Raw genomic sequence first — 24,912 nt, forward strand, 5'->3', positions numbered from 1 at the left:
ATGGCGCCGCCACTCCTCAACCTCGACGACATTAAACTGACTTTCGGCGGCACCCCGCTGCTCGACGGCGCGGCGCTCAGCGCATCCGCCGGCGAGAAGATCGCGCTGGTCGGGCGCAACGGCTCGGGCAAGTCGACGCTGCTCAAGATCGCCGCCGGGATGATCGAGCCGCAGGATGGCGAGGTGTTCCGCCAGCCTTCGGCCACGGTCCGCTATCTGCCGCAGATGCCGGACATGGACGGCTTCGCCGACGTGCGCGCCTATGTCGAGGCGGGCCTTGGCCCGGCCGACGATCCGCATCGCGCCACCTATCTGATGGAACATCTTGGCCTGACCGGCGAGGAGCGGCCGAACGACCTGTCCGGCGGCGAGGCGCGCCGCGCCGCCCTTGCCCGCGTCATGGCGCCGGAACCCGACATCCTGCTCCTCGACGAGCCGACCAACCATCTCGACCTTTCGGTGATTGAATGGCTGGAAGAAGAGCTCGCCCGCACCTCCTCCGCGGTTATCCTGATCTCGCATGACCGCCGCTTTCTCGAGCGCGTCACGCGCGCCACTGTCTGGCTGGACCGCGGCCAGACGCGGCGGCTGGACAAGGGCTTTGCGCATTTCGAGGAATGGCGCGACCAGGTGCTGGAAGAGGAAGAGCGCGACCAGCACAAGCTCGGCCGCCAGATCGTGCGCGAGGAACATTGGCTGCGCTATGGCGTGACCGCCAGGCGCAAGCGCAACATGCGCCGCCTCGGCGAGTTGCAAACCATGCGCCAGCGCTTCCGCAGCCATCGCGGCGCAGAGGGCACCGCGACGATGGTGGCCAGCGACGCCGCCGAATCCGGCAAGCTGGTGATCGAGGCCAGGAACATCGACAAGAGCTTTGGCGATCTCACCGTGGTCAAGGGGTTCTCGACCCGCATCCAGCGCGGCGACCGCGTCGGCCTGGTCGGCCCGAACGGCGCCGGCAAGACAACATTGTTGAAGATGCTGACCGGCGAGCTGGCGCCGGACGCCGGCACTGTGCGCCTTGGCGTCAATCTCGAGATTGCGACGCTCGATCAGAAGCGCGAGGCCGTCGATCCGCAGGAGACGCTGGCGCATTACCTCACCGACGGACGCGGCGAGAACCTTGTCGTCAACGGCGAGCAGCGTCATGTCGTCTCCTACATGAAGGATTTCCTGTTCAAGCCGGAGCAGGCCCGCACGCCGGTGCGCGAGCTTTCCGGCGGCGAACGCGCGCGGCTGCTTTTGGCCCGCGTGCTGGCCCGGCCGGCGAACCTTCTGGTGCTGGACGAACCGACCAACGATCTCGACATGGAGACGCTGGAGCTGCTGCAGGAGCTTGTCGCGGGGTTTGCCGGAACCGTGATACTGGTCAGCCACGACCGCGACTTCCTTGACCGCACCGTCACCAGCGTGATCGCGCCGGACGGCGGCGGCCGCTGGATCGAATATGCCGGCGGCTATTCCGACATGCTGGCGCAGCGCGGCGGCTCCAGGCTGGAAGACCGCAAGGCAAGGTCCAAGACCGAGGCGAGCGAGGCTGGACCGAAAGCCGAACCGGCGGCGCCCAAAGGCGCCGCGAAAAAGCTCTCGTTCAAGCAGAAATTCGCACTGGATTCGCTCCCTAAGAAGATCGAAGCGGTGACGGCCTCGATCTCGCGACTGGAGAACAACATCGCCGACCCCTCCTTCTACGAGCGCGACCCCGCCTCGTTCCAGAAGACTATCGCCGCGCTCGACAAGGAGCGCACGACGCTGGCGGCACTCGAGGAAGAGTGGCTGGAACTGGAGATGCTACGCGAAGAGATGGAAGGGTAGGCTTGCCTGCACGTTCTATGCGCTTATATTATGCGCATGGAATAGAGAGGCTGCCGTGCTCCAATCAACTGCGAAACCGCAACGCAAATCGGTAAACACCTCGATCGATTCGAGATTGATCGAGGAGGCCAAGGCATTGGGTATCAATATGTCCCGCGCCGCCGAGCAAGGAATCGCCAAGGCAATTTCTGCCGAGAAGATCCGTCGCTGGCAGGAGGAGAACAAGGAAGCGCTCGAAAGCTCTAACGAATACGTCAAGCGTAACGGTCTGCCTTTGGCCAAGTACCGGCTGTTTTGATGGCTCGCTACGATTTCTACCGAAGCACGGGAAGCGACGGTTATCTCCTCGATGTCCAGTCCGACATACTAGAACAGCTCGATACCAACGTCGTCGTTCCCCTTCTGCCCCCCAACATCGCACCGCTGCCGGCACGCAGGCTGAACCCGATCTTCAGGATCGATGGCAAGGAACACGTTATGGTCACTCAGTTCATTTCGGCTGTGACGGCTTCCGAATTGCGGGCGGCAGAAGGAAACCTTGGCAGGCATCATGACGAGATCGTCGCCGCTCTCGACATGCTGTTTCAGGGCTTCTGAGCGGCGGCTTAAAACCGCCGCTGCCATCACCCCGATGTCTTCGCCGCCCAGGCCTTCAGCGCCTCGTCAAAAACCTTCTCGCCGGGGATGCCCTTTTCCATGGTGAGCAGGGCGCGGCGTCCGGTCTTGTAGACTACTGGCACGTCGATCCAGGCCTGGCCTCTCAGCAGCGTCAGGTTGGCGTCCTCGTCGGCCTTGGTGTCGTTGAGCGCGACGAGGAAGAAGCCGTCGGCGATCTTGGCCGGGATACCGATCAGCGGGCTGCCGGCATCCTGTTCGGAACTCTTCATGGCGATGCGCAGGATGTTGTCGACGCCGCCGCCATCGAACCCTTCCGGCGTCAGGAAGATCATCTCGATTATGTGGCTGGCGGGCAGTGTCTGGTCGGTGTTGCGCCGGATCGTCATGCGCAGCTGGATATTCTTGCCCGGGATCGTCGCCTCGGCGCGGATCGCCGGTTCCGGCGGCAGGTCGCCGCCGGGCGATTCCTGCACAAGCGACCACACGATGCTGCCAGGCTCAGCTGTGCCCTGCTGCGTGCTGGTGCGCTCCTCATAGAAGATCGCCTTCTGCCCGACTGGCACCGTTGCCTCGGCGGTCGCAGGCGCCGGCGCAGCCGGTGTCGTGCCCGCGGGCGGCGGCGTTGTCGCTGCCGCAGGCGGCGTAACGCCGGCCGCGGGCGGTGTTGCCGCGCTAGCCGCCGGCGGTGTGGTTCCGGCTGCGGGCGGCGTTGGATTGGCCGCTTCGGTCGTCGGCGCCCCGGCGGCAGGCGTCTCAGGCGTCGGCGTGGCCGGAGCAGGCGTGGCCGGAGCAGGCGGGGTCGTCGCCGGCGTCGCCGGCGGCCGCGAGGTCAGCGCCGCGACGGATTCGCCTTCGCCGATCGTGGGCTGTCCGCCGGCCGGGCCGGGATCGGTCTCCTTGCCCTCGGGCGTCAGGCGTTGCGTGAACTTGTTGGTGTCGGCCGCCTCGCCGGTGCCGGACGCCGCCGGCGCGGCCGCCGTCTCCGTCGCCGGCTTGGCCGGAGCCGGCTTGACCAGCGGCTCTGTCGAGGCCGTCTTGCTGCCACCGCCGCCAAGGCCGAAGAGCGACCCGAACGCATTCTTGTTCAGCCATATGCCGTAGCCGCCGCCGGCCAGCACCAGGAGCGCGACGACGGCGGCGATCAAGCCGCCATAGCTGCGCTTGCGCTTTTGCTGTGGCCGCAGGCGCTGGAAGGTATCGGCCGCCGGCTGCTCGTCATTGGCAAAGACATCGCTGCCGTCATCGGCATCGTCCATGCCCGCCAGGCCTACATCGTCTTCGCGCGGCGACGGCATCGGCGGCGGCGCCTTCTGCCAGGCTGGGTCCGCCTTTGGCGCGGTCTGCCAGTTCGGCTCGGTCCTTGCCGTGTTCTGCCAGGCTGGCTCGTCCTTCGCAGGGGTTTGCCGCGGGGGTTCCGCCTTCGGCCCGCTTTGCCAGCTGGGTTCGGTCCTGGCGGGCGCCGGCGACGGCCTGAACGGCTCGGACTTGAACGGATCCGGCTTGGCGGGTTCCGGCGCCGCCGGCTGGCGGGAATGGCTCGGCTGGTTCTTGTTGCGGTCGATGGAGGAGAAAATATGCTCCAGCTCCGCCAGCGGATCCTCGGCCGGAACGCGTTTGACATACTCGCGCTCGACACTGGAAATGGCGTCTTCCAGCGAGCGCTTCTGCTTGCTGACGACATCGGGCGCAAGCGGCGGGGAATACTCGGCCAGTTTCTTTGCCAGCACCGCGCGGGCGCCGTCGTATATCTGCTTGCGCATCTCGAACGAAGGGTCGGCCTTCTTGTCGAGCTGCTTTTTCAGAACACTAACGAAATCTGCCATGCGTCAGGTGACCTGCATTCTTTTCCCGCCGACCGCAAATCAGCCATAGCGCCGGGAAGGGCTGTGAAACTAGTCTTGAAATGGGTCGGTCACAAGTATTGTGTCGTCCCGCTCGGGGCTGGTGGAGAGCAACGCCACGGGGGCACCGATCAGCTCCTCGATATGGCGGACATATTTGACGGCTTGCGCCGGCAAATCGTTCCAGCTTCTGGCGCCGGCCGTGGTTCCCTTCCAGCCTTCGAGCGTCTCGTAGACGGGCTCGACCCGCGCTTGCGCGCCCTGGCTGGCCGGCAGGTAATCGATCGTCTCGCCGTCGAGGCGATAGCCCGTGCAGACCTTGATCTCGTCGAGCCCGTCGAGCACGTCGAGCTTGGTGAGAGCGATGCCCTTGATGCCGTTGACAGCGACCGCCTGGCGCACCAGCACGGCGTCGAACCAGCCGCAGCGGCGCTTGCGGCCGGTGACGACACCGAACTCGTGGCCGCGCGTGCCGAGGAACTCGCCGATCTCGTTCATCTGCTCGGTCGGGAACGGCCCTTCGCCGACGCGCGTCGTGTAGGCCTTGGTGATGCCGAGCACATAGCCGATGACGCCGGGGCCTACGCCCGAACCGGCGGCGGCCTGCCCGGCCACGGTGTTGGATGAGGTGACGAAGGGATAGGTGCCGTGGTCGATGTCGAGCAGCGTGCCCTGCGCGCCCTCGAACAGGATGCGTTCGCCGGCGCGGCGCCTGTCGTCGAGCACCTTCCAGACGCGGTCCATGTAAGGCAGGATCTCGGCGGCCACCGAGGTCAGTTCCTGCATGATCGCCTCATGCGTCGCTTCCGCATGGCCGAGCCCGCGGCGCAGCGCATTGTGATGCGTCAGCAGCCTGTCGACCTTCAAGGGCAGCGTTTCCAGATCCGCCAAATCCATCACCCGCACCGCGCGCCGGCCCACCTTGTCCTCATAGGCGGGGCCGATGCCGCGACGTGTCGTGCCAATCTTGGTTCCTGAATTCGAGGCTGCGTCTTCGCGCAATCCGTCCAGCTCCCGGTGCAGGGACAGGATAAGCGCGGTGTTTTCGGCTATTTTCAGGCGTTCCGGCGTGACCTCCACGCCCTGCTCCTTGAGCTTCTTGGCTTCGGCGACGAAGGCATGCGGATCGAACACCACGCCGTTGCCGATGATCGAAAGCTTGCCCTGTCTGACCACGCCGGAGGGCAGCAGCGACAGCTTGTAGACCTTGCCGTCGACGACCAGCGTGTGGCCGGCATTGTGGCCGCCCTGGAAGCGCACGACCACATCGGCCCGTTCCGACAGCCAGTCGACGATCTTGCCCTTGCCTTCGTCACCCCATTGCGAGCCGACGACCACCACATTGGCCATGTTCTTTTCCCTTGAAATGCCGCGCGGGCGGCCTGAAACGACAGGCCTCTATAGCGTCAAGCGGAGGCTGGCGCGACCCTTTCTTTGCCGCCGAAACCATCGATGGAGCATGACCCGAACCGAAGGTCGGCGAACCCAAAAAGCGGGAACCGGCTTCCGCAAGTGACCATGCCCCTCAAGGACTTGGATCAAAATGACGCCAACGCCGAGACGTCAACCTGGTCCAGGCACAACAAATTCCGGCTTTCGCATCATTTACTTGCCGCCGCCGCCACTCTAGGCCGGGCCGAACCCTCGAGCACCCGCAGGGCCGGAACCTCCATGCACCGAGCCGCCTATCTGTTCCTTCTGTCGACCATGCTCTTGTGGGGCGGCAATTCGGTGGCGGGCAAGCTTGCCGTCGGCCATGTCTCGCCGATGACGCTGGTGTTCCTGCGCTGGGTGATGGCGGTGCTGATCCTGCTGCCCATCGGCTGGCGGACGCTGCGTGAGGATTGGCCCGAAGTGCGCAGGCACTGGAGGCTGCTTGCCGGGCTCGGCGCTTGCGGCTTCACCATCTTCAACGTCATCTTCTATACGGCGCTCAACTACACGACCGCCATCAATGTCTCGATCGAGCAGGCAGCCATCCCGATCGTCATCATTCTTGCCAATTTCGTGCTGTTCAGGCTGCGCGTGCAGCCTCTGCAGATCGTCGGCGTCGTGCTCACCATCGCCGGCGTCGCGCTGACGGCAAGTCATGGCGACCTCGGCCAGTTGCTGAAGCTCGAGCTCAATTTTGGCGACGCCATCATGCTTGTGGCGGTGCTTTGCTACAGCCTCTATTCGGTGGGACTGCGCCTCAGGCCGGCAATCCGCTGGCAAAGTTTCATGCTGGCGCTGTCGATTGCCGCGCTGCTGGTTTCCCTGCCCTTCTTCGTCTGGGAGGTCGCGTCTGGCCGCGTCATCGTGCCGGACGCCCGTGGCTGGGCACTCACGCTCTACACGGCGCTTGGCGCTTCGGTCGTCTCGCAGGTCCTCTACATCAAGGGCAACGAATTGATCGGCGCCAACCGCGCCGGCCTGTTCATCAATCTGGTGCCGATCTTCGGCACGTTGCTTTCGGTGCTGATCGTCGGCGAGCAGTTTCAGGCGTATCAGGCCTTCGCGCTGGCGCTTGTCCTCGGCGGCATTGCGCTTGCCGAGTACAGCGGCAGCCGAGCAGCGCTGCAGACGGGGTGAATATCTCAACTTCCCGGCAAGCGGCCATCGGGTGACGGCCATCTCATGAATGCCCCGCCTGCTGATGCAAGCGGGGCGTTTTCACGTCCGGACGTTACTCGCCGCCGACGTCGAAGCGCAGCCGCTTCGCCGAGTCGATCGACTTGTGCGCGCGTACCTGCTCCAGCACACTTTCCGGGAAGGGCGCATCGAGATAGAGCAGCGCTATCGCATCGCCGCCCGGTCGGTTGCGGCCGAGCTGGAAGTTGGCGATGTTGACGCCGTTCTCGCCGCACACCGTGCCGAGCAGGCCGATGATGCCGGGCGCGTCGGCATTGGTGGTGTAGAGCATGTGCTGGCCGACCTCGGCATCGAGATTGATGCCCTTTATCTGGATGAAGCGCGGCTTGTGGTCGGAGAAGCAGGTGCCGGCGATCGAGCGCGTCATATGCTCGGTCTTGACCGTGAGCTTGATATAGCCGTCGAACACGCCCGACTTGTCGCGCTTGACCTCGGCGACGATGATGCCGCGCTCCTTCACCATGATCGGCGCCGACACCATGTTGACATCGGAGACCTGCGGCCGGATGAGGCCGGCAAGGGCAGCGCTCACCAGCGCGCGCGTGTTCATCGTCGCGGTCGAGCCGTCGAACAGTATCTCGACCTCCTTGATCGGATCCTCGGTGACCTGACCGACAAAGGCGCCGAGCACTTCGGCAAGCTTGACGAAGGGCTTCAGCCGCGGCGCCTCCTCGGCTGTGATCGAAGGCATGTTGATGGCGTTGGAGACCGCGCCCTTGATCAGGTAGTCGCTCATCTGCTCTGCAACCTGCAGCGCGACATTCTCCTGCGCCTCGGTGGTCGAGGCGCCGAGATGCGGCGTTGCCACGACATTCTCCATACCGAACAGCGGGTTGTTCTCGGCCGGCTCGACCTCGAACACGTCGATGCCGGCCCCGGCCACCTTGCCGCTCTTCAGCGCCGCGACCAGGTCCGCCTCGACGACCAATCCGCCGCGGGCGCAATTGATGATGCGCACGCCGTCCTTCATCTTGGCGATCGCCGCCGCATCGATGATGTTGCGCGTCTTGTCGGTCAGCGGCGTGTGCAGCGTGATGAAATCGGCGCGGGCGAAGAGCTCGTCGAGCTCGACTTTCTGAACGCCGAGCTCCTCGGCGCGGCTGTCCGACAGGAACGGATCGAAGGCGATCACATGCATCTTCAGGCCGACGCCGCGCGTGGCGACGATCGAGCCGATATTGCCGCAGCCGATCACGCCCAGCGTCTTGCTGGTGATTTCGACACCCATGAAGCGGTTCTTTTCCCACTTGCCGGAATGGGTCGAGGCATTGGCTTCCGGTATCTGCCGCGCCAGCGCGAAGATCATCGCCACCGCATGCTCGGCCGTGGTGATCGAATTGCCGAAGGGCGTGTTCATCACGATGATGCCCTTGCGGCTGGCGGCCGGGATATCGACATTGTCGACGCCGATACCGGCGCGGCCGACGACCTTGAGCCTGGTTGCCGCATTGATCAGTTTCTCGGTGACCTTGGTCGCCGAGCGGATGGCGAGGCCGTCATACTGGCCGATCACCTCGGCGAGCTTTTCCTTGTCCTTGCCGAGATCGGGCAAATAGTCGACGTCGATGCCGCGATCCTTGAAGATCTGCACGGCGGTGGTGGAAAGTTTATCCGAAACGAGAACGCGGGGCGCCATTGCGGCCTCCTTGACGTGGGAATGGATGTGTCGGGAACTGGCGGCCCGCGGGCCGCCATGAAACTCAGGCCGCTGCCTTGAGCGACGCCTTCTGCGTGGCGAAGGCCCAGTCGAGCCAGGGCAGCAACGCTTCGAGATCGGCGGTCTCGACGGTCGCGCCACACCAGATGCGCAGGCCGGGCGGCGCATCGCGGTAGGAGCCGATGTCGTAGGCGACGCCTTCCTTGTCGAGGGCGGACACGATCCCCTTGGCGAAGGCCGCCTGGCCGTCGGCATCGAGCGCCACCACTTGCGCGTCGGTGAAGGAGAGGCACACTGACGTGTTCGAGCGCGTCGCCGGATCGACGGCGAGGTGGCCGAGCCACGTCGACTTCTCAGCGAACCGGTCGAGCACCGCGGCATTGGCATCCGCGCGCGCGATCAGCGCTTCCAGGCCGCCGATCGATTTCGCCCAGCGGAGCGCATCGAGATAATCCTCCACGCACAGCATCGACGGCGTGTTGATGGTCTCGCCCTTGAAGATGCCCTCGATCAGCTTGCCGCCCGAGGTCAGGCGGAAGATTTTCGGCAGCGGCCAGGCCGGCTTGTAGGTCTCCAGCCGCTCGACGGCGCGGGGCGACAGGATCAGCATGCCATGCGCGCCCTCGCCGCCCAGCACCTTCTGCCAGGAGAAGGTGACGACATCGAGCTTCTCGAAATCGAGCCTTTGCGCGAAGGCGGCCGATGTCGCGTCGCAAATGGTCAGGCCCTTGCGGCTCGCGGGAATGAAATCGCCGTTCGGCACGCGCACGCCCGAGGTCGTGCCGTTCCAGGTGAAGACGACGTCGCGGTCGAAATCGACCTGCGTCAGGTCGGGCAGTTCGCCGTAGCCGGCCTCGAACTTGCGAACATCCGCGAGCTTGAGCTGCTTGACGACATCCGTCACCCAGCCGGAGCCAAAACTTTCCCAGGCAACCATGTCGACGCCGCGCTCGCCAAGCAGCGACCAGAGCGCCATCTCGACCGCGCCGGTGTCCGACGCCGGCACGATGCCGATGCGATAGTCTGTGGGAACCTTGAGGATTTCGCGCGTCAGCTCGATAGCCTGCTCGAGCTTCGCCTTGCCGATCTTGGCGCGGTGGGAGCGCCCAAGCGCGGCGGCTTTGAGCGCCTCGACCGACCAGCCGGGGCGTTTTGCGCAGGGACCTGAAGAGAAATTGGGGTTTGCCGGACGGAGTCCGGGCTTGGTAAGCGTCGTCATCGTGGTCTATCCTTCCAGATAGTGGCCCCTCGTTGGGGAGGGGTGGCCCACGGACGGCGATATGCGCTCACGCTTCCGGCGTCAAGAGCAAAGTTTTTGTCGCGGACGGGATATTCGTTCCAACTCGCGCTCGATCCGAAAGGAGAACGGCGGGCCCTTAGGACCCGCCGTCGAAACCTCTCAGCCTGCGTGGCTCACCAGAGATCGTAACGCAGCCCAAGCTTGATCTGATGATTGCTGATGCCCTTGTGGACAGGGAAGGAATTCAGGCTTGCGGCCGTGACATATTCGGCCTCGGGCGCGGAGAAATACTGATAGCCAAGGTCGATCAGAACATTCTTCGAGACCTGGTAGGCAAGGCCGGCGTTCAATGTGTAGGCCAAGGAATATTTTGTTTTGCTGCTGCGCCGAGAGAAGTCGTCGCTTGCATCCCCGTTGTCGGTGAAATAATCCGCCGAAAGACTGTATTTGCTTTGAACGATACCAATACCCGCGCCGATATAGGGCGTGACGCCGACATATGTGCCAAGATCGACATAGCCGTTCAATATGCCTGAGAAGGCATAGTTCTTGAGGTTTCCATCTCCCACGGTCGCCGTTGCCGGTGCCACCACGGTAGCTGTGTCGTCATAACTGAAGCTGGCTTTGTTGCCGGGCAGGTAGCCGAGGTTGATGTCGGCGCGAAGGTAATCGTTGAAATGATATCCGAAGCCGATGCTCGCGAAATACGCGTCCTCGCTCTCGCTAAAACTTTCGCTGGCGATCGTCGACGGGAAGGTGAAATCCCCGTTCTTGAAGCTCTTGTTCGCCAGATACGAGACATCGCCGCGCAGGTACCAGCCCGAGCCGATCTCGACCGGCTGATAGTCCGGCGCCTGATCGACATAGATCGGCGGATCGTAGTCGGCCGCAAGCGCCGGTGTCATCGGCAACAGCATGGATGCGGCAAGCGCTGACGCGATACGCGATCTGGATATCATGGTCCCCGGCTCCTGAAATTGGCGCCAGCCGCGAACGCGGGCGCCGTTTCAAGGAGCCATTGTTAACCATAGTGGTTAAGTGGCGGTTAAGGATAACAGCCGGTTACCGAATTGATTTCGATGGGATTTTACGGATGACGCAAAAGCGAAAGCCGCCCGGCGGGCGCCGGGCGGCTGACGAATTTCGGGATAATGAAGGCGATTACTTGGTGTAGATCGGTTCCGGTTCCGGCTGATAGGCGACCGGTGCGGCGCAGCCATTGTTGCCGCCGAACTGGTAGCGCAGGCCGCCGCGCACTTCATGCGTGTTTATGCCATGATCGAACCCCGGCCCGGAACTGGTCGAATCGAACTCGAACATGCGGCCGCCCTGGATGTGGGTGAAGCGATAGCCTGCATCGAGGATCACCCTGTCGGTCAGGCAGTAGGAAGCGCCCGCCATGAGAGCGTAGGCGAAGCGCCAGTTGGATGACCCCGGATTGGTCTCGGTGGTGTTCGGATCGTGGACCGTGTCCCACTTGATGTGCGCGCCGCCGATGCCGGCGCCGACGTAAGGCGTGATGCCGTGCCAGGTGCCAATATCCACATAGGCGTTGGCGAGCAGCAGCAGGGCGCTCATCCTCGACACTTCGGTTGATGTCGTGGTGAGGTCCGAGGTCTGGCCGTTGAAGTTCGATTTGAACCAATAGTCGGCAGTCAGATCGGTACGGAAGTAGTCGTTGACTTTGTAGCCGACACCGCCGCCTAGCGAGAAGCCACCCTTCAGCTTGCCGAAATCGAAATCGTTGGTGCCGGGCGGCGGTCCGTACGTAATGTAGTCGATGCCACGCAAAGTCGACTTGTGATAGTCGATGTCGCCACGGATATACCAGCCGCCGACATCAATCGGCTGCGGTTCGACTACCGGCGGTGGAGCTTCTTCGATTTGCGGTTCCGCGAGGTCGGCGGCGAGAGCCGGTCCGGCTATCCCCGCGAACAGCGCGGCAAGCAATGCCATTCTTGCTGTCTTGAACATTCTGTCACCCCTAAGAAGCCTCGGGACGACATCGCCCGAAGATGATTGACCTCGGGTTTGGATAATGAATTGCAAAGGTTAAAAGCCGTTTAACCGTACCGATTAACCACGAATCTATGCAATTTTAGAGCGAACGCCGTTGTCCGATCTGCCCGCCCGGCGACAAAAAGCCCGCCTGGCGGCGGGCTTGCGGATTTAGAGGAACTGCGGGACGGCGTTCAGGCGGCACTGCGGGTGTCCTGCAGGATGCCGACGATGTCGTTGACGACCGCTTCGACCAGCTGCGGATCATCGCCCTCGGCCATGACCCGGATGAGCGGCTCGGTGCCGGAGGGACGGATCACCAGGCGGCCGGCTTTGCCAAGCCGGTTGCGCGCATCCTCGATGGCCGCCTTGACCGCAGCTTCCTCCAGCGGCTTGCCGCCGGAGATGCGGACATTCTTCAAGAGCTGCGGCACCGGCTCGAACTTCTTCGACAATTCGCTGACCGGCCGGTTCTGCCGCTTGATGCAGGCCAGCACCTGCAGCGCCGAGACCAGGCCGTCGCCGGTGGTCGAGAAATCGGACAGCACGATATGGCCGGACTGCTCGCCGCCGACATTCAAGCCATGCGCGCGCATGTGCTCGACCACATAGCGGTCGCCGACTTTGGTGCGATGCAGCTGCAGCTTCATGTCGCCAAGAAAGCGTTCCAGCCCGAGATTGGACATTACGGTGGAGACGACGCCGCCGCCGGCCAACCGCCCGCTCTGGTGCCAGGACTCGGCGATCAGAGCCATGATCTGGTCGCCGTCGACGATGGTGCCGTTCTCGTCGACGATGACGACGCGGTCGGCGTCGCCGTCGAGCGCGATGCCGATATCGGCGCGCACCTCGTGCACCTTCTTCTGCAGGCCGGCCGGATGGGTCGAGCCGCACTCCTTGTTGATGTTGAAGCCGTTCGGCTCGACATTGATCGCCACCACCTCGGCGCCGAGCTCCCACAGCGCCTCGGGCGCCACCTTGTAGGACGCGCCGTTCGCGCAGTCGACGACGATCCTCAGCCCAGAAAGCGACATCGAGCGCGGCAGCGTGCGCTTGGCGAATTCGATATAGCGGTCATGCACGCCATCGACGCGCTTGGCGCGGCCGAGCCCGTCGGAATCGGCGAGCGCCAGCTCGATATCCTTGTCGAGCATGCCTTCGATACGTTCCTCGATCTCGTCGGAAAGCTTGTAGCCGTCGGGACCGAACAGCTTGATGCCGTTGTCGTAGTAAGGATTGTGCGAGGCCGAGATCATCACGCCGATGTCGGCGCGCAGCGAGCGCACCAGCATGGCGACCGCGGGCGTCGGTATGGGGCCGAGCAGGAACACGTCCATCCCGGCGGCGCACAGGCCCGCCACCATGGCGTTCTCGATCATGTAGCCGGAAAGCCGCGTGTCCTTGCCGAGCACGACGCGATGACGATGATTGCCGCGCTGGAAGGAGAGCCCGGCGGCCATGCCGACGCGCATGGCGACCTCGGCCGTCATCGGAAATTTGTTGGCGCGTCCGCGGATACCGTCGGTGCCGAAATACTGACCTGCCATGTGTCTCAAGTCCCCGTCGGTTTTTCAGCCGCCCGTTTTGCCACAGATTGGGCCGCATCCGATCATCAAATTTCGTGATTGTATATTACCAATTCTTAGAAAAACATTGTAGCGGGCGATGCAAGCGATTCGACAGCCTGTCACCACCTTTGACGTGGCGGCGCTATACCTGCCGGTGCGAGGCTTGTCGGCGCCCTGTTCCCGGCAAAGCCTGGCTGGCGGCGAACCGGCAGGCAATTCATCACCTTATCGCGAATAACACACTTTGTGAGAGCGCCTGTGCCGGAAGCATCTGGCGCAACCGGACATTGAGAGCTATTGATTTGGCATAGGGACACTTATTGGCGGCAGCAAGGGAGAAAACGCCATGCTTATTCATAGACTTGCAGCTTTGACGGGTATCGCCGTCGCAACCTTGTTCCTGGCGGCGCCGGCCAACGCGCTGACCATGGCCGAGTGCAGCACCAAGTATAACGCGGCCAAGGATGCGGGAACGCTCGCCGGCCAGACCTGGAACCAGTTCCGCAAGGCCCAGTGCGGCAGCGACGCCACCGCGACCGACACCAAGGCCGCGACCGACACCAAGGCCGCGACCGATACGAAGGCCGCCGACACCAAGCCCGCCAAGAAGACGAAGGCGGCCGCCGCTGCCGACGACGCGGCCAAGGGCCTGAGCTCCAAGGAGTGCAGCACCAAATACCAGGCCGCAAAATCCGCCGGCACGCTCAACGGCATGAAGTGGAACGACTTCCGCAGGGCCGAGTGCGGCCCTGGCGCAACCGCTGCGGCTGCCACCGCCCCCGCCACCAAAACCGCCACGACGACCAAGACCTCGACCGCCGCTGCCGATGGCGGCAAGGGCCTGACCATGGCCGAGTGCAGCACCAAGTACCAGGCTGCGAAGACCGCCAACAAGCTGAACGGCATGAAGTGGAACGACTTCCGCAAGGCCGAATGCGGCGCAGGTGCCGACGATGACGACACCGTGCCTGCGCCGACTGAGGCGACTTTCACGAAGGAACCGGCCAAGCCGACTGTGACCGCTCCGAAGGGCGTCACTTTCCCGGCCGCCATCTCGCCGAAATTCGCCAACGAGACCCCGGCCAAGGGCCGCATGCATACCTGCCTCGAGCAGTACTATGCCAACAAGGATGCCAACACGCTGAACGGCCTGAAGTGGATCCAGAAAGGCGGCGGCTTCTACAGCCTCTGCAACGCCAAGCTGAAGAGCTGATCGCCTAATTATTCGAAGGGAAAAGGCCCGCGCGTCGCAAGATGCGCGGGCCTTTTGTTGCAGGCGAAGACGCCCGCGGCCTTGCTCGCATCTGCATATGGCGGGACCGTCGGCATCGTCAATTTGCCCACACTGCCCATCGCCAGGTTTTGTCGGCAGCTCGCAAAGATTCCGGTTGAACATATAGGGAACAAACAGTATACAAAAAGATGTCAAACTTATCATCAATCAGGAGGGTCTCAATGTTCAGTTTGAAATTGGCGGCGTTGGCTGTGACGGCATTGGTCGCTTGGAACGCCTCACCTGCGAGCGCGCTGACGATGAAGGAATGCAGCGAGACCTATCGGGCGGCCAAGGAAGGCGGCACTCTGAACGGCATGGACTGGGCCGCTTTCCGCAAGGAGAAATGCGCGACGTCCGCCGCGGAGAGCGTCAGCGCGGATCCGGTCACATCCGCGGAGCAGCAGAAAACGGAAACCAGCGCGGCGGTCGTCCCCACGGTAGCGCCGGCGGGCGTGACATTCCCAACCACCCTCGCCGCCGAGTTCAAGACCGAAAAGCCCGCTAAGGCCCGGATGAAGACCTGCCTGCAGGGTTACCACAACAACAAGGAAGCGGGTACGTTGAACGGCCTTCGCTGGATCCAGAAAGGCGGCGGTTACTACAGCCTCTGCAATGCGCGGCTGAAAGCTGAATCATAAAAATCAAATACGGCGGATAAAGCGGCTCACCGTTTTTCCCGCAGACGTTGAGCCATCATCCTCGGGAGTATCTGGGATCTGCTGTTGGGCGATATCTACGCGCCAGGACGAGGGAAGCCTCGCCTTGTCTCCAATGCAAACAAAAACGCCGCGGAGCAAGCCGCGGCGTTTCTCGATCAGTCTTTCGCGCATCACCTCAGCTTGACGGCTGCGGCTCCATGCCGCCTTCGGGCTCGGGGCCCTTCTTGCGGCGGCCGCCGGTGCCGGCCTTCGGCACGGCCGAGCCGCGGCTGGGCGGGGTGTCGTCGCCGAGGTCGCGGGGGGGCTTGTTGCCAGCGATCAGCTGCTTGATCTCGTCGCCGGACAGCGTCTCGTATTCGAGCAGTCCTTCGGCGAGCGCGATCCATTCCTTCTTCTTCTTGGTCAGGATGGTCTTGGCGGTCGAATAGGCGTCGTCGATCAGGCGCCGCACCTCGGCGTCGATGATCTGCGCCGTCTCTTCCGAGATGTTTTGGGTGCGCGCCACCGAATGGCCGAGGAAGACCTCTTCCTGGTTGTCGCCATAGGCGACGTGGCCGAGCTTGTCGGAGAAGCCCCAGCGCGTGACCATGGCGCGCGCCAGCTTGGTCGCCTGCTCGATATCGGAGGAGGCACCCGACGTGATGTTCTCCTTGCCGAACTTGAACTCCTCGGCGACGCGGCCGCCCATCATGATCGCAAGCCGCGAGATCATGTACTTGTAGCTCATCGAATAGCGGTCGCCTTCCGGCAACTGCATGACCATGCCGAGCGCGCGGCCGCGCGGGATGATGGTCGCCTTGTGCAGCGGGTCGGCCGACGGCACGTTGAGCGCCAGGATCGCGTGACCGGCCTCGTGATAGGCGGTCAGCTCCTTCTCGGCCTGCGTCATCGCCGACGAGCGGCGCTCGGCGCCCATCATGATCTTGTCCTTGGCGTCCTCGAACTCGGCCATGGTGACGAGCCGCTTGTTGCGGCGCGCCGCCATCAGCGCGGATTCGTTGACGAGGTTCATCAGATCGGCGCCGGAAAAGCCCGGGGTGCCGCGCGCAACCACCTTGAGGTCGACATTGGGCGCCAGCGGCACGTTGCGCACATGCACCTTGAGGATCTTCTCGCGGCCGACGATGTCGGGGTTCGGCACCACGACCTGGCGGTCGAAACGGCCGGGCCTCAGCAGCGCCGGGTCGAGCACGTCGGGCCGGTTGGTGGCGGCGATGAGGATGATGCTCTCGTTAGACTCGAAACCGTCCATCTCGACCAGCAGCTGGTTCAGCGTCTGCTCGCGTTCGTCATTGCCGCCGCCGAGCCCGGCGCCGCGATGGCGGCCGACGGCATCGATTTCGTCGATGAAGATGATGCAGGGCGCGTTCTTCTTGGCCTGGTCGAACATGTCGCGCACACGGCTTGCGCCGACGCCGACGAACATCTCGACGAAATCCGAGCCGGAAATGGTGAAGAACGGCACGTTGGCTTCACCGGCGACCGAGCGGGCGAGCAGCGTCTTGCCGGTGCCGGGCGGGCCGACCAGGAGCACGCCGCGCGGGATCTTGCCGCCGAGGCGCTGGAACTTCTGCGGATCGCGCAGGAACTCGACGATTTCTTCGAGATCCTCCTTGGCCTCGTCGACGCCGGCGACGTCCTGGAAGGTGACGCGGCCGTGCGCCTCGGTCAAAAGCTTGGCCTTCGACTTGCCGAAGCCCATGGCGCGGCCGGAGCCCGATTGCATCTGGCGCATGAAGAATATCCACACGCCGAGGATCAGGATCATCGGCAGCCACGAGATCAGATAGCCGAACAGCGAATTGGAGCCGTCGGTCTCGGGCTTTGCGGTGATGGTGACGTTTTTGTCCTGCAGCCTGGAGACCAGCGACGGGTCGCCGGGCGAATAGGTCTGAAAGCCGTTGGCGTTGTCCGTGTAGTTGCCGAAGATGCGGGCGCCGGCGATGGTCACGCTTTTGACCCGGCCCGACGCGACGTCCTGCAGGAACTGCGAATAGGCGATATCCGTGGTGGCGCCGCGCGTCTGCGGGGTCTGGAAAAGATTGAACAGGGCTATGAGCAGGACCGCTATGATCGCCCAGAGCGCGAGGTTGCGATAATTCGGATTCATCTATTGTCCCGTTGGCGTCCGCGCGCGGACCCGCGATGATGGATTAGCTTGGGCCTAACATAGGGAGAGCGCCCCCCCTTGCCAAGCAGAACAGCACGTATCGGTTAAGCTTTCGCCCACCCTCAACCATCATCATGGCGGCGGAATGGCGGTGCCGGCAACGGCGGCGCGCCAACCAGGGCCGCCACGGCGGCGGCGGGCTCGATGTCGAAGGACGGCAGGAAGCGCGCGAAAGGAGCCACCGCCGGAGCGATCGAGACCGATCGCGAGCAGGCATTGCCGCCCGCAAAACCAAGGCATTCGCCGGCGGACCACAGCGCGGGCTCCGCGGCAAGCGCGGCGCGCGAAAGGCTCGGCGGGATATCCTCGCTCAAGGGCGCTTTCCCGGCGGCGGCCGCCCCCAGCGGCGCGATCACCAAGTCGCCAGGCCCGTCTTTCAAAGTGATGCGCCGCCGATTGTCCCAGAGCCGGTTGTGCTGCGGTGGCGCGGCAGCAGGCAGGTCGCGGTTCTCGCGCCGAAGGAAAATGCCGGTTCGTCGCGCGTCGATAACCGTCCGCGACAATGTGGCGCGAAACGGAGCGGACCGCAGGCGCGAAAGCAGCGCAGCGCAGCGCGTCTCGTCGGCGAGAAACGAGACGCCGCCGATGGTGGCCAACAGGATGCGCAGCGCATGGATGGCGGCTTGGCCATCCTCATGTCCGGCAAACTTGCGATCGAGGCGGATGAGGCCCGGAACCGGCCTGCCGGCAAAGGCGTCGATGAGCGTGGCCGCGCGGCGGCCGACGTCCCGGCGCTCGAAAGCCGCCTGGCCCGCCCGTGCCAGCGCCTGCGCGATACGCTGTTCGCCGTCGCCCTGCGCGAGCTTCGCCCGCACGCGCGGCCGCTCGAAGCGAACATCGGCATTGGTCGGATCCTCGATCCAGCCGATGTCGCGAGCCCGCAGCATCTCGCGCAGTGCCGCGCGCCTTGTGCTAAGCAGCGGCCGGACGATCCATGTCCGCCAGTCGAACAGCGTGGCGGGCGCCATGCCGGCGAGGCCCCGGCCCTCATCGTCGCGCGCCTGCCGCATCAGCACCGTCTCGGCCTGGTCGTCGGCAGTGTGGCCGGTCAGGATCAGCTTGATGCCTTCGGCGCCGGCAGCTTCGGCAAGCAGCCGGTAGCGCGCCTCGCGCGCGGCGGCCGCCAGACCGGTCGCGGGCTTGTCGCCGCGCCAGGCAAGAATGCGATGCGCGATGCCGCGCTCGGCGCAGAAGCGTTGAACGAGCCGCGCCTCAGTGGCCGAGTCCGGCCTCAGGCCATGATCGATGGTCACCGCGAGCAGCCTGGCGGCCGATGCCGTCCGGTCGAGGTGATCTTTGAGGAGAAGGAGAAGGGCGGTCGAGTCGCTGCCGCCGGACACGGCAGCAATGGCGCCGGTCGAAAGATCCAGGTCGGAGAAAAGGCAGTCCAAAAGGTCAGGTTTGCTGTCGGGCGTCAGCACGACGCCAGGGCCCTTTCCTGCTTGATGCGTTCCTTGAGGGCGCCGGAAACATCGGGATAGCGCTTGCCGATTTCACTGAAGGTGGCGCAGGCGACGTCGTTCTGCTTCAGGCCGACCAGCGAAACGCCGAGCTTGAGCAGCATGTCGGGCGCCTTCTTCGCCTTCGGATAGTCCTTGCTGGCGGCGAGGAAGACTTCGGCCGCGTCACGGTATTTCTGCTGCCCGAGCAGCGACTCGCCTAGCCAGTAATGCGCATCAGCCGCCTTGGCGTCCTTGGGGAAGCGGGAAATATGGTCGCGAAAACCCTGCTCGGCGGTCGGATAATCGCCCGACAGGATGAATTGGTAGGAATTGCGATAGAGCTCGTCGGGATTGTTGGTCGACGGCAGTGCCGCCACTTCGGTGCCGCCGGACTTGCTCTTCTTGGCCGGCGTTTCGGCGGAAGGAGCGTTTGCCGTGGCCGCGGGAGCTTCCGCCGGCGCGCTGGCCTGCGGGCCGGTCTCGGCATTGACCACGTTGCCGTTCTTGTCGACGGTGATGGTGCCGAAATTCTTCGGCGGCGCGCCGGTGATCAGCTTGCCGGGATCGCCGGTCTGCGATTCCACGATGACGTCGCCAACGCTTTTGCCGCCGTTTTGCGCACCGGTGCCAGCCGGCGGCTGCGTCGCCGGGGCCTGGGCGACGCTATTGTCGGCTCCGGCGTCGCCGGTGCCGGATTGACCGGTGCCGGCATCGCCGAGATTGGTGTTGCCGTTATTGTTGTCCTGGGGCGCGGCTTCCGATTTCTTCTGCCCGGCCGGCTTGGCGCCTCCTTGGCCCTCCAGCTGCTGGAAACGGAACTCATTGTCTTCCTGCTGCTTGCGGATCTGTTCCTGCATCTGCAGGATCTGGAAATTCATCTCCTCGATCTTGCCGTTCAGCTGGCGCAGCTGGTCTTCCAGACCAGTCACGCCGGCGCCGCCCTCCTGTTGTGCGACCTGCGCCTGTTCCGGCTTCTTCTTGTCGCCGAAGATGCCGAGCGTGGGCAGATGGAAGGTGAACCCGCTGTCGGCGGCCGGCCCGGCACTGTCGGCCGGCGCGGCAAGGCTTGGGAGGCTTGATACGAGCAGCAGCGCAAGCGTGCCGCTCAGGACCGTTCTGAAGTGCATTCTGTCTCTCGCGGTGGGTGTTGGCCTGATGCGCCTTTCCAAATCAAACAAGGGAGGAAGCGCCCTCGCGCTCATAGCAGGACGCGAGACTTCGGCCAAATTTTGTTTCGGTTTGTTGCAAAGGAAAAAGGCGGCCCTGAGGCCGCCTTTCATTTTTGGGATGTTGTATTTTTGTCGCCTGGGACGCCGAGCGCCGTTACCGAAAATCGACCCCGATCTTCGGTATCATGCGTCAGGAGCCGGCGCCGGAAAGCGTGGTGACGGCGCGGCGGTTCTGCGACCAGCAGGAGATGTCGTCGCAGACCGCGACCGGACGCTCCTTGCCGTAAGAGATCGTCTTCAGGCGGCCGGCGGAGACGCCCTTGGAGACAAGGAAGTCGCGGGTGGCGGCGGCGCGGCGGGCGCCCAGTGCCAGATTGTACTCACGCGTGCCGCGCTCGTCGGCATGGCCTTCGATGACGATCGCATACTGGCGGTACTGATTCAGCCACTGCGCCTGGCGGGCCAGCGTGGTCTGCGCATCGGCGCGGATCGACGAGGAATCGGTATCGAAGAAGATGCGGTCGCCGATGTTGACGGTGAAGTCCTGCGCCGAACCGGGCGTGGCGGCGCCGGCACCGTTGAGGCCGAGATCGGCCGCGCTGTTCGGGGTCTTCTTCGAGGCGCAACCGGTAATGGCGAGCGCCATCACGAGAGCGATCATCGCTGGGTTTCTGGTAAGTGCTGCGATACGGCCCATGCCGCCTCTCCTTCGCATATGAGTGATTTCGTTGATCACCCAGTAACCACGTTTGGGTTAACCGGCATTCAAGAAACACGGTTAATATTTGGTTTCGAGCTGCCCCCGCGGCTCTTCTCGTTCCCACGCATTTACCAAGGGCAAGACTGGGCGCGGACCCTAGGCAGAAATGCGGCCAAAACGCGACCAAGGGGGAAAGCAGGATTTTGAGCCGCCCGCTTTCTTCAATTCTTCAATTCCTCAGTTCCCCGCCCCCCTCACTCCAGCAACGGCGACCAAGCCGGATCGGAAGCGTAGTTCGCCGTCGGAATCTGCTGCTCGTTGCGGCCGGTGAGATCGACCGAGACCAGCTTGGGGCCGCCGGCGGAGTCGCGGAAGAACATCAGCACGCGGCCGTTCGGCGCCCAGGTCGGACCCTCCTGCTGGAAGCCGGAGGACAGGATGCGCTCGCCCGAACCGTCGGTCTTCATGACGCCGATCTGGAACTCGCCGCCGCTCTGCTTGGTGAAAGCGATGAGATCGCCGCGCGGCGACCAGACGGGCGTCGAATAGACGCCGTCGCCGAAGGATATGCGGTGCGGATTGGAGCCGTCCGCGCCCATGACATAGATCTGCGAACGGCCGCTGCCGCCGCCGCGGTCGGAGGTGAAGACGATCTGCGAGCCGTCCGGCGAATAGGAGGGAGAAGTGTCGATCGCGGTCGAATCGGTGAGCCGCGTCGTCGAGCGGCTCCTCAGATCCATGGCGAAGATGTTGGAGTTGCCGTCGTCGCGCAGCAGGCTCATGATCACCTTCTGGCCGTCGGGCGAGAAGCGCGGCGCGAACGTCATGCCGGGGAAGTTGCCCACCAGCTCGCGCTGTCCGGTCTCGATCTGCAGCAGATACACCTTCGGCTGCCCGCTTTCATAGGACATGTAGGTGATTTCCTGCCGGTTCGGCGAAAAACGCGGCGTCAGAACGATCGCGCGGCCGTCCGACAGGTAGCGTATATTGGCGCCGTCCTGGTCCATGATGGCCAGCCGCTTCTTGCGGGCGTTCTTGGCGCCGGACTCGTCGACGAAGACCACGCGCGTGTCGAAATAGCCCTTTTCGCCGGTGATCCGCTCATAGATGGCGTCGGCGATGATATGGGCGACGCGCCTGGTGTTGGCGTCGTTGGCGAAGAACTGCTCGCCCGCCATCTGCTGGCCCGCAAACGTATCCCACAACCGGTACTGGGCGCGGATGCGTCCGTCGGCTTCCTTGCCGACGCTGCCGGTGACCAGCGCCTGCGCGTTGATCACCTTCCAGTCGTCGAAGCGCGGCGTGGCGTCCGGGCCGGAAATCTTTTCGATGAAGGCGCTCTTGTCGATCGGCGCGAACAGGCCGGAGCGCTTCAGGTCGGCAGTGACGATCTCGGTGATCTGCGCGCCCAGCGCATCATTCGACTGAAAATCCGTGATGGCGATCGGCAGCGGTTCGACATTGCCCTTGTTGACGTTGATCTCGACGAGAGCCCATGCCGGCGCGGCGGCGCCAACGATAGAACCCAGTGCAATTGTCGCGACCATCAGGAGCGGCTTGAGGGTGAATTTCATATCTTCTCGCTTCTCTTCGCTGATTGTGCGGAGGGCAGGCTCAGAGGCCAAGCATTTCCCTCGGATCGAAAGTGACCTTGATCTGCGCCCAGATGTCCTGTTTTCCGGGAGGAACCTGCAGGCCGGCCATGTTGCATTTCTGGATAGCGCGCACCGCGCTTTCGTCGACCTGGCGGTTTCCGCTCGATTTCTCGACGACAGGCCGGCCGTCCAGCTTGCCGGAGGCGTCGAGATTGAACGAGATCACGGCGATGAGATCGTCCGAGGCTTCCATGCCCGCCGGGAAGGTCCAGCAACCCGCAAGCTGATCGCGCAGGGCCCCTTCCTCCGACTTCGACAGCTTCTGGCCCTGGTCCTTTTCGCCGCCCAGCGAAGCCTGCTGCGTCGAGCGCTTCGCGCCGCCGCCGGACGGCTTCTGCTTGTCCAGCAGGGCGGAAATCTCATCGGCATTGAACTGCTTGTCGTCCGACTTCGGCTTGGAAGACGCTTCCTTCACCGGCTTGTCGGCGTCCTTGCGGTCCGGCGCCTTGGCGCTTTCGGCCTGGGCCGGCTGCGGCTTCGGCCGCGCTTCCGGCGCAGGCGCGGAGTCCGGAAGCTTGGCCTCGTCGGTGGGTTGCTGCTGGGCGATCGCCTCGGCGACGGCGTCGGGCTTCACCTCTTCCTTCGAAATAGCGGCGGTCGTGTCCTTCGGCGGCGTCGGTGTCGGCTGCTTGGCCGGCGTCGGCTTGGGCTCCGTCTGCTTGACCGGCTCGGGCTTGACCTCTTCCTTCGGCGTCGGAGTCGGCGCGACTTCCGTCGCCGGGGTCGGCTTCGGTTTTTCCTGCGGCTTCGGCACGTCCTCGACCGCCGGTTTCTCGGTCGGCGTCGGCGCGGGCGGCGGCGCCGCCGTCTTCTCGACCGGCTTCGGCTTGGCTTCGTCCGTCACCGGCTTGTCGGTATCGACGGTGTTCTCGCCGACCTTCTGTGCATTGGGCGCGACGTCCGGCCGCTTGGTCGGCAGCGGCGCCGGTTTTTCATGCATCACCGACTTCTTGTCGCCCTGCAGCGTCTGCGGCACGGCTTCCATAGGCACGATGTCGACCGCCACCGACTCCACGTCGGCCGCGGGCATGGCAGGTGGCGACGACAGCGTGAACAGCCCGAAGGCCAGCGCCACCGTATGCAAGATCACCGATGAGGTGAGGCCGGTCCGCATTTGGCGTCTACTGATCCTGTTCCTGCAGCGAGACCAGGCCGATATTCTTGTAGCCGGCCGCCGAAATGCGGGCCATCACCTTCATTGCCGTGCCGTAATCGGTCGACTTGTCGCCGCGGATGAAGATGCGTTCGTCGTAACCGGTCTTCGAGATCGCCTGCAGCTTGGCTACCAGCTCCTCGATCGGGATCTCGGTCTCCTGCAGGAAAATCTTGCCCGTCGAGTCAATCGAGACGGTGATCGGCTGCGTGTCGACATTCATCGCCTTGGCCTGCGTGTCCGGCAGGTCGATCGGAACCCCGACGGTGAGCAGCGGCGCCGCGACCATGAAGATGATCAACAGCACCAGCATCACATCGACCATCGGCGTGACGTTGATCTCGGACATCAGGGCATGGTGACGGCCGCGCCGCCTATGGCCGCGTCCGCCTCGCCCCGAGCCACTTGCGCCTGCAGCAGACATCCCCATGATCGATCCTCAGCCCTTCTGCGCTACTTTTTCATCGATTTGGCGCGAGAGTATGGCGGAGAACTCGTCCGCGAAGCCTTCCATGCGCATGCCGATCTTGTTCGCGTCCGATGACAGCTTGTTGTAGGCGATGACCGCGGGAATGGCCGCGAGCAGGCCGATCGCGGTGGCGAGCAGCGCCTCAGCGATACCGGGTGCCACCACCGAAAGGCTGGTGTTCTTCGAGGCGGCGATCGCCTGGAACGACGTCATGATGCCGATGACGGTGCCGAACAGCCCGATGAAGGGTGCGGCCGAGCCGGTGGTGGCGAGGAAGCCGAGCCGACCCTCCAGCTTCTCCATCTCGCGCGTCAGCGCCAGGTCCATCGCCTTGTCGATGCGGGTCTGCAGCGCCAGCGCCGATTTCGCGCCCTTTTCGAAACTCTTCTTCCATTCGCGCATGGCGGCGACGAAGATCGCGCCCATGCCGGTGGTCTTGCGATCGGCCAGCGTGCGGTAGAGATCCTCCAGCGACTGGCCCGACCAGAACACCTGCTCGAAGCGGTTGAGCGCCAGCCGCATGCGGCTATAGGCGACGAGCTTGTCGATGATGATCGCCCAGGTCCAGATCGAGGCGCAGAGCAGGCCGATCATGACCAGCTTGACCACCCAGCCGGCCTGCATGAATAGGGCCCAGAGCGACAGATGCGCGCCCGGTTCGGCGAGTGCGATATTTTCCATGACTTACGTCCTTAAGATTTTCCGGGCATCGCTGGCGGCTGGCCCATGGGCATTCCTTTGGTCCGATCGCGCGAAGCTAGAAGCTTGCGGGATAGCCCCGAATGCACCGTTTCGCGGCCTTTTCGAGGCAAATATTGGTGAAAGGAAGGCGCATGGATTGCGCCAATCTT

The 24,912-nt window shown here is 63.9% G+C and carries 21 protein-coding genes; 6 read left to right on the forward strand and 15 right to left on the reverse strand.

What is annotated here, in order from left to right; translation table 11 throughout:
* From LB515_RS14210 to LB515_RS14220, 3 genes are read left to right on the forward strand one after another with little or no spacing between them, the layout of a single operon-like run.
* A complete protein-coding gene (locus tag LB515_RS14210) occupies positions 1–1,815 on the forward strand; it encodes an ABC-F family ATP-binding cassette domain-containing protein (protein ID WP_224708089.1) in 1,815 nt (604 codons plus the stop codon).
* A gap of 55 nt (positions 1,816–1,870) precedes the next feature.
* Complete coding sequence (locus LB515_RS14215) at positions 1,871–2,113, forward strand: type II toxin-antitoxin system CcdA family antitoxin (protein WP_095767295.1); 243 nt, start codon at positions 1,871–1,873, stop codon at positions 2,111–2,113.
* Positions 2,113–2,412 (forward strand): CcdB family protein, encoded by a 300-nt coding sequence (locus LB515_RS14220; protein ID WP_095767294.1) that lies wholly within the window; start codon positions 2,113–2,115, stop codon positions 2,410–2,412. Before LB515_RS14215 ends, LB515_RS14220 begins: the two co-directional genes overlap by 1 nt.
* A gap of 26 nt (positions 2,413–2,438) precedes the next feature.
* Here LB515_RS14220 and LB515_RS14225 read toward each other — a convergent pair whose 3' ends face one another.
* On the reverse strand, positions 2,439–4,256 hold the full coding sequence (locus LB515_RS14225) for a hypothetical protein (protein ID WP_224708090.1): 1,818 nt from the start codon (positions 4,254–4,256) through the stop codon (positions 2,439–2,441).
* 69 nt (positions 4,257–4,325) lie between these two features.
* Positions 4,326–5,624 carry an adenylosuccinate synthase gene (locus LB515_RS14230; RefSeq protein WP_224627862.1) on the reverse strand — a complete coding sequence of 433 codons (1,299 nt, stop codon included), beginning with the start codon at positions 5,622–5,624 and terminating at the stop codon, positions 4,326–4,328.
* Positions 5,625–5,945: 321 nt separating this feature from the next.
* Between LB515_RS14230 and LB515_RS14235 the strand changes: the two genes are divergently transcribed.
* Positions 5,946–6,845, forward strand: a complete 900-nt coding sequence (locus LB515_RS14235; protein WP_224549297.1) for a DMT family transporter — start codon at positions 5,946–5,948, stop codon at positions 6,843–6,845.
* A gap of 94 nt (positions 6,846–6,939) precedes the next feature.
* On the opposite strand, the gene serA is transcribed toward LB515_RS14235, so the two are convergent.
* The 5 genes from serA to glmM form a co-directional block, all read right to left on the reverse strand.
* Positions 6,940–8,541, reverse strand: coding sequence for a phosphoglycerate dehydrogenase (gene serA / locus LB515_RS14240; RefSeq protein WP_095767291.1), 1,602 nt, complete (start codon positions 8,539–8,541; stop codon positions 6,940–6,942).
* A gap of 64 nt (positions 8,542–8,605) precedes the next feature.
* Positions 8,606–9,781, reverse strand: coding sequence for a phosphoserine transaminase (locus LB515_RS14245; RefSeq protein ID WP_224708091.1), 1,176 nt, complete (start codon positions 9,779–9,781; stop codon positions 8,606–8,608).
* Positions 9,782–9,975: 194 nt separating this feature from the next.
* A complete protein-coding gene (locus LB515_RS14250; RefSeq protein ID WP_224708092.1) occupies positions 9,976–10,761 on the reverse strand; it encodes an outer membrane protein in 786 nt (261 codons plus the stop codon).
* A gap of 202 nt (positions 10,762–10,963) precedes the next feature.
* Positions 10,964–11,776 carry an outer membrane protein gene (locus LB515_RS14255; RefSeq protein ID WP_224708093.1) on the reverse strand — a complete coding sequence of 271 codons (813 nt, stop codon included), beginning with the start codon at positions 11,774–11,776 and terminating at the stop codon, positions 10,964–10,966.
* Between the two features lie 218 nt (positions 11,777–11,994).
* A complete protein-coding gene (glmM, locus tag LB515_RS14260) occupies positions 11,995–13,347 on the reverse strand; it encodes a phosphoglucosamine mutase (RefSeq protein ID WP_095767287.1) in 1,353 nt (450 codons plus the stop codon).
* Between the two features lie 367 nt (positions 13,348–13,714).
* On the opposite strand from glmM, the gene LB515_RS14265 reads away from it, so the two are divergent.
* Together LB515_RS14265 and LB515_RS14270 are read left to right on the forward strand one after the other, a co-directional pair.
* Positions 13,715–14,581: a hypothetical protein gene (locus LB515_RS14265; protein ID WP_224708094.1), complete on the forward strand. Its 867-nt coding sequence runs from the start codon at positions 13,715–13,717 to the stop codon at positions 14,579–14,581.
* Between the two features lie 242 nt (positions 14,582–14,823).
* A complete protein-coding gene (locus LB515_RS14270; protein WP_224528015.1) occupies positions 14,824–15,282 on the forward strand; it encodes a hypothetical protein in 459 nt (152 codons plus the stop codon).
* 196 nt (positions 15,283–15,478) lie between these two features.
* Here the strand turns inward: LB515_RS14270 and ftsH are convergent, their stop codons facing one another.
* The 8 genes from ftsH to tolQ all read right to left on the reverse strand — a co-directional run bounded on the left by ftsH (position 15,479) and on the right by tolQ (position 24,742).
* Positions 15,479–17,413: an ATP-dependent zinc metalloprotease FtsH gene (ftsH, locus tag LB515_RS14275; RefSeq protein ID WP_224708095.1), complete on the reverse strand. Its 1,935-nt coding sequence runs from the start codon at positions 17,411–17,413 to the stop codon at positions 15,479–15,481.
* Between the two features lie 122 nt (positions 17,414–17,535).
* Positions 17,536–18,894, reverse strand: coding sequence for a tRNA lysidine(34) synthetase TilS (gene tilS / locus LB515_RS14280; RefSeq protein ID WP_224708096.1), 1,359 nt, complete (start codon positions 18,892–18,894; stop codon positions 17,536–17,538).
* Complete coding sequence (gene ybgF / locus LB515_RS14285; protein WP_095767282.1) at positions 18,888–20,042, reverse strand: tol-pal system protein YbgF; 1,155 nt, start codon at positions 20,040–20,042, stop codon at positions 18,888–18,890. Before ybgF ends, tilS begins: the two co-directional genes overlap by 7 nt.
* A gap of 232 nt (positions 20,043–20,274) precedes the next feature.
* A complete protein-coding gene (gene pal, locus LB515_RS14290) occupies positions 20,275–20,781 on the reverse strand; it encodes a peptidoglycan-associated lipoprotein Pal (RefSeq protein ID WP_095767281.1) in 507 nt (168 codons plus the stop codon).
* 257 nt (positions 20,782–21,038) lie between these two features.
* Positions 21,039–22,331, reverse strand: a complete 1,293-nt coding sequence (gene tolB, locus LB515_RS14295; RefSeq protein WP_224528395.1) for a Tol-Pal system beta propeller repeat protein TolB — start codon at positions 22,329–22,331, stop codon at positions 21,039–21,041.
* Between the two features lie 67 nt (positions 22,332–22,398).
* A complete protein-coding gene (locus LB515_RS14300; protein ID WP_224708097.1) occupies positions 22,399–23,553 on the reverse strand; it encodes a cell envelope integrity protein TolA in 1,155 nt (384 codons plus the stop codon).
* 7 nt (positions 23,554–23,560) lie between these two features.
* The gene (tolR, locus tag LB515_RS14305; protein ID WP_411909045.1) at positions 23,561–24,022 is read right to left on the reverse strand and encodes a protein TolR; all 462 of its coding nucleotides are present in this window, start codon (positions 24,020–24,022) and stop codon (positions 23,561–23,563) included.
* 9 nt (positions 24,023–24,031) lie between these two features.
* Entirely contained in the window at positions 24,032–24,742 is a 711-nt protein-coding gene (tolQ, locus tag LB515_RS14310) for a protein TolQ (RefSeq protein WP_095767277.1), read from the reverse strand.
* Positions 24,743–24,912: the final 170 nt, after the last annotated feature.

This window comes from Mesorhizobium sp. CA15, from assembly GCF_020165215.1.
GTDB lineage: Bacteria > Pseudomonadota > Alphaproteobacteria > Rhizobiales > Rhizobiaceae > Mesorhizobium.

Coding starts and splice junctions, on each gene's coding strand:
- ybgF (WP_095767282.1), bottom strand. CDS start 20,042: ATGCACTTCAGAACGGTCCTGAGCGGCACGCTTGCGCTGCTGCTCGTA.
- tolR (WP_411909045.1), bottom strand. CDS start 24,022: ATGGGGATGTCTGCTGCAGGCGCAAGTGGCTCGGGGCGAGGCGGACGC.
- ftsH (WP_224708095.1), bottom strand. CDS start 17,413: ATGAATCCGAATTATCGCAACCTCGCGCTCTGGGCGATCATAGCGGTC.
- glmM (WP_095767287.1), bottom strand. CDS start 13,347: ATGGCAGGTCAGTATTTCGGCACCGACGGTATCCGCGGACGCGCCAAC.
- LB515_RS14210 (WP_224708089.1), top strand. CDS start 1: ATGGCGCCGCCACTCCTCAACCTCGACGACATTAAACTGACTTTCGGC.
- LB515_RS14270 (WP_224528015.1), top strand. CDS start 14,824: ATGTTCAGTTTGAAATTGGCGGCGTTGGCTGTGACGGCATTGGTCGCT.
- LB515_RS14255 (WP_224708093.1), bottom strand. CDS start 11,776: ATGTTCAAGACAGCAAGAATGGCATTGCTTGCCGCGCTGTTCGCGGGG.
- LB515_RS14250 (WP_224708092.1), bottom strand. CDS start 10,761: ATGATATCCAGATCGCGTATCGCGTCAGCGCTTGCCGCATCCATGCTG.
- LB515_RS14300 (WP_224708097.1), bottom strand. CDS start 23,553: ATGCGGACCGGCCTCACCTCATCGGTGATCTTGCATACGGTGGCGCTG.
- LB515_RS14230 (WP_224627862.1), bottom strand. CDS start 5,624: ATGGCCAATGTGGTGGTCGTCGGCTCGCAATGGGGTGACGAAGGCAAG.
- tolQ (WP_095767277.1), bottom strand. CDS start 24,742: ATGGAAAATATCGCACTCGCCGAACCGGGCGCGCATCTGTCGCTCTGG.
- LB515_RS14245 (WP_224708091.1), bottom strand. CDS start 9,781: ATGACGACGCTTACCAAGCCCGGACTCCGTCCGGCAAACCCCAATTTC.
- LB515_RS14220 (WP_095767294.1), top strand. CDS start 2,113: ATGGCTCGCTACGATTTCTACCGAAGCACGGGAAGCGACGGTTATCTC.
- LB515_RS14235 (WP_224549297.1), top strand. CDS start 5,946: ATGCACCGAGCCGCCTATCTGTTCCTTCTGTCGACCATGCTCTTGTGG.
- pal (WP_095767281.1), bottom strand. CDS start 20,781: ATGGGCCGTATCGCAGCACTTACCAGAAACCCAGCGATGATCGCTCTC.
- serA (WP_095767291.1), bottom strand. CDS start 8,541: ATGGCGCCCCGCGTTCTCGTTTCGGATAAACTTTCCACCACCGCCGTG.
- LB515_RS14225 (WP_224708090.1), bottom strand. CDS start 4,256: ATGGCAGATTTCGTTAGTGTTCTGAAAAAGCAGCTCGACAAGAAGGCC.
- LB515_RS14265 (WP_224708094.1), top strand. CDS start 13,715: ATGCTTATTCATAGACTTGCAGCTTTGACGGGTATCGCCGTCGCAACC.
- tolB (WP_224528395.1), bottom strand. CDS start 22,331: ATGGTCGCGACAATTGCACTGGGTTCTATCGTTGGCGCCGCCGCGCCG.